General features: G+C 73.0%; 6 protein-coding genes and 1 pseudogene. 4 read left to right on the plus strand and 3 right to left on the minus strand.

The window, feature by feature from the left end; all coding sequences use genetic code 11:
• Positions 1-188 precede the first annotated feature (188 nt).
• Positions 189-878 (plus strand): DUF4389 domain-containing protein, encoded by a 690-nt coding sequence (locus tag ACZ44S_RS20040; RefSeq protein WP_466930838.1) that lies wholly within the window; start codon positions 189-191, stop codon positions 876-878.
• A 524-nt stretch (positions 879-1,402) separates the two neighbouring features.
• On the opposite strand, the gene ACZ44S_RS20045 is transcribed toward ACZ44S_RS20040, so the two are convergent.
• A complete protein-coding gene (locus ACZ44S_RS20045) occupies positions 1,403-2,275 on the minus strand; it encodes a universal stress protein (protein WP_466930841.1) in 873 nt (290 codons plus the stop codon).
• 269 nt (positions 2,276-2,544) lie between these two features.
• Here ACZ44S_RS20045 and ACZ44S_RS20050 point away from each other — a divergent pair, with 269 nt between their 5' ends.
• The 3 genes from ACZ44S_RS20050 to ACZ44S_RS20060 are packed head-to-tail and all read left to right on the plus strand — an operon-like array spanning position 2,545 to position 4,363.
• Positions 2,545-3,240 (plus strand): universal stress protein, encoded by a 696-nt coding sequence (locus ACZ44S_RS20050; protein ID WP_466930843.1) that lies wholly within the window; start codon positions 2,545-2,547, stop codon positions 3,238-3,240.
• Complete coding sequence (locus tag ACZ44S_RS20055; protein WP_466930845.1) at positions 3,237-3,692, plus strand: cyclic nucleotide-binding domain-containing protein; 456 nt, start codon at positions 3,237-3,239, stop codon at positions 3,690-3,692. Before ACZ44S_RS20050 ends, ACZ44S_RS20055 begins: the two co-directional genes overlap by 4 nt.
• Positions 3,692-4,363, plus strand: a complete 672-nt coding sequence (locus ACZ44S_RS20060) for a CBS domain-containing protein (RefSeq protein ID WP_466930848.1) — start codon at positions 3,692-3,694, stop codon at positions 4,361-4,363. Before ACZ44S_RS20055 ends, ACZ44S_RS20060 begins: the two co-directional genes overlap by 1 nt.
• A 21-nt stretch (positions 4,364-4,384) precedes the next feature.
• On the opposite strand, the pseudogene ACZ44S_RS20065 reads toward ACZ44S_RS20060, so the two are convergent.
• Positions 4,385-5,085: pseudogene (locus ACZ44S_RS20065) on the minus strand (CBS domain-containing protein).
• Positions 5,086-5,230: 145 nt separating this feature from the next.
• Positions 5,231-6,061 carry a universal stress protein gene (locus tag ACZ44S_RS20070; RefSeq protein ID WP_466930851.1) on the minus strand — a complete coding sequence of 277 codons (831 nt, stop codon included), beginning with the start codon at positions 6,059-6,061 and terminating at the stop codon, positions 5,231-5,233.
• Positions 6,062-6,766: the final 705 nt, after the last annotated feature.

The raw sequence follows: 6,766 nt of genomic DNA on the forward strand, positions 1-6,766 counted from the left end.
GGCCCTACCGAAGAACACCCGCCCCTGTTATGGGCCACGACTCATGCGCGGATTCCGCGGGCCACTCGACACGGGCGCGCACCGCTCGGGCATGCGCCCTCCGGTCGCATCACCCACGCTGGAAGCAGGAGAACGACGACCACACCACGGCTCGTGATCGTCACCGGATTCCGGAGGGACCGGTCACCATGAGCACACACTTCACCACCCCGGCCGTGCCGCCGGGCCACCCCGTGACCTCGACGGACCACCCGGCCCGGCTGACGGCGGAGCTGGACGCACCGCTGTCCCGCTGGCTGTGGCTGGTCAAATGGCTGCTCGCCCTCCCCCACTACGTCGTCCTGTTCTTCCTGTGGGTGGCGTTCGCGGGGGTGAGTGTGGTGGCCTTCTTCGCGATTCTCTTCACCGGCCGCTACCCACGGCCCCTGTTCGACTTCACCGCCGGTGTGCTGCGGTGGAACTGGCGCGTGGCCTACTACGCCTACGGCACCCTGGGCACCGATCGCTACCCACCGTTCACGCTCGCCGACGTCCCCGACTACCCGGCGCACTGGGACGTGACGTACCCGGAGGAACTCTCCCGCGGCCTCGTCCTGGTGAAGTGGTGGCTGCTTGCCGTCCCGCACTACCTGATCCTGGGATTTTTCCTCGGCGGTGCCCGTCTGGCCTGGTTCTCGGGCGGCCTCATCGGGCTGCTCGCCCTGTTCGCCGGCATCGCCCTCGCCTTCACCGGGCTCTACCCGCGCGGGCTGTTCGACCTGCTGCTCGGGCTGAACCGCTGGGTGCTGCGGGTGGCCGCCTACGCGGCCCTGCTCACCGACGTGTACCCGCCGTTCCGGCTGGACCAGGGCGGCCAGGAACCGGAGGGGTCACCGTGACCGCCGTCCCGGTCCTGGGCCTTCTGCGTCGCCCCGCAGCACCCACGGTGACTGCCACGACGTACCGGAGGCCGCCGAGGGCTGCCGCCAGTGCCGCCGCCGGCAGCGGAACGCCGAGCCCGCCGACGGGAACAGCACCGGGAAACTCCGAGCCGCTCGGGCCGCCGGGGTGGTTCCTCCGCCCGGTTCGGGCCGTGGACCTTCGCACGCCGAGCGGCGTCGGGCGCGGTGACACGCGGGGCGACGCCGGGAGTGTCCGCGACCCGCCGGGGAGGCAGTCGGCGGGCATGGGCCGGAGGGGCGCAGGGGCGCCCCGTGCGGCCCTGTCCGCGGACGGGAGCTGTCATCAAAGGCCGCGCATCGTCCGGCCGTCCGACGGACGAGCCGATACGCACGCGGCGCGCCGCACAGCAGGGACCGGATGCGGAACCACGAGTCCTTCGGCATGAGGCTGCCGGTGGCCGGCTCCGGCGATGCGTACCGGGCCACGGTCATCCGTGAGCGCGAGGACCACCACACATGGTTCAGTGGTGGGGCACGACGGCGACGGGGCAGGTGACGTGGTGGATCACGGCATGGGTGACCGGGCCGGTGCGCGACACCCTCGGGCGGTCCGTGAGCCGGTGCCCGACGACGAGCAGTTCCACTCCGGACGCCGCCTTCGTCAACGCGCCCGCGGGCTTGCCCTGCACCACCGACTCCTGCACCTCGACATCGGGGTACTTGTCGCGCCACACCCGGAGCACGGCGGACAGGAAGCGGAACCATTCCCCGGCCCGCTGCGGATCGCTCACCAACCGGACTTCGCCGGGGCCGAGGGTGAGGGGGTCGGGCGCGCGCCAGGCGTAGAGGGCCCTCAGCCGGGTCTCGCGGGCGCGGGCCGCCTCGAACGCGAACGCGATGACCTCGTCACACGGTTCGGTGACGTCGACACCGAGCACCACGTCCCGCCGGCCGGCGTCTTTGGGGCGCTCGCCCGCGCCGTCGGCCCGCACCAGGACCACGGGCCGCGTCGCCTTCGCCACCACGCCGAGCGCGACCGACCCCACGAGCAGTCCGGTGACGCGGCCCAGCCCGCGCGAGCCCAGCACCAGCGGGCCGGCGTCGCCCGCCGCCTCGGCCAGGGCGGCGGAAGCCGGCCCCTCGACCTGTTCGTCGTACACCCGCACGCCGGGACATGCGGCGAGGACGCGTTCCTGGGCGTCCCGCAGGACGCACCGCGCGGAGTGCCGCCCCGCGGCGCCCGCCATCTCGGGTTCGCCCTGACGCAGGCGTCGGCTCCGTACGTGCAGCAGCCGCAGGGACCTCCCGCTGCGCATGGCCTCACGGGCCGCCCACTCGGCCGCCGCCAGGCTCTCGGCGGAACCGTCCACGCCGGCGACAACGGGCGACACCATGACATCCACCTCCGATGAAGGGCTCTCTGCCCGGCTCTCAGCATCGCGCCGGCAGCGGCATGGGCGCAGGGGCCGGCGGGTCCTCTCCATGGGGCCGTCAGGCCCATGGGGTCCCGTCCGCCGCCGAGGGCCGGTCCGCCCCTGCTGGTGCCCACTCGGCCTCTGGGCCCCGAGAGCCGGGCGACGGACGCTGGAGTCGTGGGCTTCCCATGGGTGTGCACGTCGGTCGTGTCGCACGGGGTCGTCCCCCTGGTGAAGGAGGATGAGCGATGAAAGTCACCGGTGCCGGTGCCGTCATGACCGCAGATGTCGTCACGGCCGAGTACGGGACGCCCTCCACCGCAGACCTCGTCGGCCGGAGCATCGTGGTGGGCGTGGACGGATCCGAGGCGTCCGTGGCGGCCTTGCGCTGGGCCGTCGAACAGGCCCGCGCACTGCGTGCGGAAGTCGTCGCCCTGCACGCCTGGGAGGCCACCGCGTCGCACCTGGCGCCCTACGCACCGGTAGCGGCGCGGCCCACCGCGGGCGAGGAGCGGGACGCGGCACGGCGACTGCTCACCGAGACGCTCCACCGGGCGTTCGGGCAGCGGATCGACAGTGCCGTGCACGCGGAGCTGGCCGAGGGCCAGGCTGTACGCGTGTTGCTGAACCGGGCGCAAGGCGCCCTGATGCTCGCTCTGGGACGCACGACGGACGTTCAGGGCGTCCCGCCACAGGTCGGTCCGGTGGGCCGGGAGTGCCTGCGGCGCTCGTCCGTCCCCGTGGTCGCGGTACCCGTGGGGCGTGCCCCCGAGGGGGCGCAGTCGAGCGGCGGGCCCGCTGTCGGCCCTCGGGGCCGACCGGCCCTCGGAGAGGTTCGGCCGGCCCGTGGTGTCCGGCAGTCGGCCGGCCCACGCTGTGACCGAGAAGCCCGTGGCGCCGTAGGACCGGCGCAGCGGGAGCAGCGAGAGGAGACGCAGCGATGACCTCCACGACGGCTCTGGCCGCTTCCCTCCCCGCCGAACATCGCGAACGACTGATGCGGTACGCCCGCGAGGTCTCCTTCGACGTGAGCGTCCGCCTGTTCGAGGAGGGGCACCGGGCCGACCGCTTCTGGATCGTCCGGACCGGTACCGTCGCCCTCGACCTGCGCGTCCCCGGGCGTCGCCCCGCCGTGATCGAAACACTGGGGCACGGCGAACTGGTCGGCTGGTCCTGGCACTTCCCGCCCTACGTGTGGCATATGGGCGCCGTGACCACGACGCCGGTACGGGCGTGGGAGTTCGACGCCGACGCGGTGCGGGCGCAGTGCGCCGAGAATGCCGAGTTCGGACGGGCGATCGCCGTGTGGATCGGTCGCGTGGCCGCCCACCGGCTCCACGAGACCCGTGTCCGGCTGCTGGATCTGTACGCCCCCTACGGCAGTGGGAGCACCTGATGATGACCGAGTCGACCCAGGGCAGGCCCGACAACGGCAGCCCGCACACCGTGAGCGATGTGATGACACACACCGTCGTGGCCGTCGGCCGCGATGCCCCGTTCAAGCAGATCGTCGAGCTCATCCAGCAGTGGAAGGTGAGCGCCCTGCCCGTGCTGGAGGGCGAGGGCCGCGTCGTGGGCCTGGTCTCCGAGGCGGATCTGCTGCCCAAGGAGGAGTTCCGCGACAGCGACCCCGACCGGTTCACCCAGCTGAACCGCCTGCCCGACCTGGCCAAGGCGGGGGCGCTCACCGCCGGAGAGCTGATGAGCACCCCGGCCGTCACCGTCCACGCCGACGCCACCGTCGCTCAGGCCGCCCGCATCATGGCCCAACGCAAGGTGAAGCGGCTTCCCGTCGTCAACGACGAAGGGCTGCTCGAGGGTGTCGTCAGCCGGGTCGACCTGCTGAAGGTCTTCCTGCGGACGGACGAGGAGCTCGCCGACGAGGTCCGCCGGCAAGTGGTGGAGCCTCTCTTCCCCGCCCGGCAGAACATCGTACGGGTGGAGGTTTCCGAGGGGATCGTCACCGTCATCGGCCGCATTACGGACACCTCGCTGGTTCCCGTCGCCGCCCGTGCGGTGCGCGCGGTCGAGGGCGTCGTCGACGTGGAGTTCCGACTCGCGTCCTGACCCGCGGTGCTCGGACCGGGGTCACCGCGTCCGCGGTGACCCCTCGTCGGGGAAGTCCGGGTCGAGGGCCGGGCGACGGAGCGGCCCGGACACCTCGCAGCGCACGTCCACGACGCCTTCCACGGACCGGACCAGTCGCACCGCGAGCGGAACGAGGGAGATGTCCGGGACATGGCCCGTAAGGGTGGCCACTCCGTCGCACACGCCCACACGGACCGACTCCAGGGAGGCCGGGAACCGGCCTCCGATCACATCGCGCCGGATCTCCTCGGCGATGTCGTGATCGTCCCGGAGGAACACCTTGAGCAGGTCGGAGCGGCTGACGATGCCCTTCAGCGCACCCTCGTCGTCGACCACGGGCAGGCGCTTGACGTGGTGCCGGGCCATGATGCGCGCGGCGCGGGCGAGCGGGTCGCCGGCATGGACGGTGACGGCCGGCGCGCGGTCATCAGCTCCGTCGCGGTCACCGCGGCGGCCTTGTCCGGTCCGGGACGAGGCAGCTGCGCGGCCCGTGGCGGGTCGCTGTCGCGGGTCTCCTCCTTGCGCAGCAGGTCGGCCTCGGAGACGACACCGATCACCTTTCCCTCTCCGTCGAGTACGGGAAGGGCGCTGACATCCCACTGCCTCATGGTCCTCGCGATGTCCTTGAACGCCGCCCCGCCTGCCAGGGCCACGACGGTGCGGGTCATGACGTCGTTCACCGTCTTCGGAGAGCCGTACATGTCGTCCTCCCGTGCTCGGGTACCGTCGAGCGGACACTCTCAGGCTCGGTCAACGGCGGGCCGCACGCTTGGGCCTGAAGGGCCCCTGCCCGACGCCGTGCGGCCCCGTCCGGAGCGGCGTTCCGCCCGGTCACCTCCACGCCCTTCAAGCGTGGGGAACGACGGCGACGGGTGCGAGGGCATGACGGAGCATCTCCTGGGTCACGGGGCCGATGTGCGGCCCGAGTGCGGAACCGCGGACGCGGCGGCCCACGACGACCAGCGAGGCGCGACGGCCGGCGTCCGTCAGATGAGTGCCCGGTCGTCCGATGACGCACTCGTCGAGCACCTCGACGTCGGGAAACTTCTCGCGCCAGGGGCGAAGGGTGTCCGACAGGTGCTCCGGGGAGATGTTCCCGTCGTGGAGCACGCGGAGGAGGGCGGCGCGCCGGGAGGCGGCGTCCATGGCGAAGCCGACGACGGAGTCATGGGGTTCGCGGGGGCCCAGACCGAGCACGACGTCAGGACACCGTACGTGCACGGACCCGACCACCGAGGGCGCCGGCGTGTGGGGACCCGCCTCGCCCACCAGCACAACGGGCCGCCTGCTCCTGGCCACGACGGCGGACGCCACGGAGGCGAAGAGAAAGCCGGCCGCGCGACCGAGCCCTCGCGAGCCGAGTACCAGCAGCTCGGACTCCTCCTCCGCGGCCAGGAGCCCCGTCACGGCGTAGCCGGCGAGGTGGTGTGCGGTGACCGGCAGTGCCGGATGACGGTGGGCGAGCCGGGCCCGCACCTCGCGCAGCATGCGTGCCGAGCGGTCGTCGCCGGGCAGCGCGACGGCCTCCCCGGCGAACGGCACGTAGACGGAGGGCTGCCCGCCCACGTGCACGAGATGCAGAGCTGCGGTCCGCAGTACGGCTTCCCGGGCGGCCCAGTCCGCGGCGGCGAGACTTTCGCCGGAGCCGTCCAGGCCGACGGTGACGAGGGGGGACATCCAGGCCTCCTGTGCACGTGTGGTTCCACTCTCGAGCCCGCGGAGCGGCACCGGGAGGTGCCGCTGGTCCCCGTCCGCCGCCGTTCGGCCCTGCACGGTGCAGGAAGGGCCGACCGTCCCCTCGGGCAGGGTCCTGCGGCCCTGTGACGGGCGGGCGGGAAGCGGTGTCATGGAACTGGGCCGAGGGCCGCACAGGGCACGGGGAAGCGGAGCGAAACCGCGCACCGTGCAATGAGGGCCCGCAAGAAGCGGGCAGGCCCTCGGTTCCGCCATGACCGGCGGCGTCGCCGCCGGTCGTCCGGCCGGCACCTTCAGGAAAGCCGACGCCGCTGAGCCGCGCCGCCCCGTACTCGGTCCCTGACCAGGTCGCCGTGCCCGTGGGTCGCGGGAGACGATCGGGGCGTCAAAGACGGGCAGGGCGCCCTTCAACGGCCCGTCGGCGGCCTCCCGGAACACGGGGACACGCACGGCGGTGCCGTCCACGGTGCCGGAGAGGTCCGACAGGACGAGGCCGGCGGCGCAGGCGGCGCTGGTGGATGTGCGGATGACCGGCTTGGGCGTGCGGGGGGGGGGGGGGGGGGGGGTTTGTCCCCCCCCCCCCCCCCCCCACCACCCCCACCCCCCCCCTCCCCCCCCCCCCTCCCCCCACTGTGTTTGGTGTGCACACCCCCCACCCCCCCCCCCCCCCTTCTCTGCTGGAAAAAG

The sequence above is a fragment of the Streptomyces malachitofuscus genome, assembly GCF_055571035.1.

Excerpts from the sequence above, each read along its gene's own strand:
- ACZ44S_RS20040 (WP_466930838.1), top strand. The coding sequence starts at position 189 with ATGAGCACACACTTCACCACCCCGGCCGTGCCGCCGGGCCACCCCGTG.
- ACZ44S_RS20045 (WP_466930841.1), bottom strand. The coding sequence starts at position 2,275 with ATGGTGTCGCCCGTTGTCGCCGGCGTGGACGGTTCCGCCGAGAGCCTG.
- ACZ44S_RS20050 (WP_466930843.1), top strand. The coding sequence starts at position 2,545 with ATGAAAGTCACCGGTGCCGGTGCCGTCATGACCGCAGATGTCGTCACG.
- ACZ44S_RS20055 (WP_466930845.1), top strand. The coding sequence starts at position 3,237 with ATGACCTCCACGACGGCTCTGGCCGCTTCCCTCCCCGCCGAACATCGC.
- ACZ44S_RS20060 (WP_466930848.1), top strand. The coding sequence starts at position 3,692 with ATGATGACCGAGTCGACCCAGGGCAGGCCCGACAACGGCAGCCCGCAC.
- ACZ44S_RS20070 (WP_466930851.1), bottom strand. The coding sequence starts at position 6,061 with ATGTCCCCCCTCGTCACCGTCGGCCTGGACGGCTCCGGCGAAAGTCTC.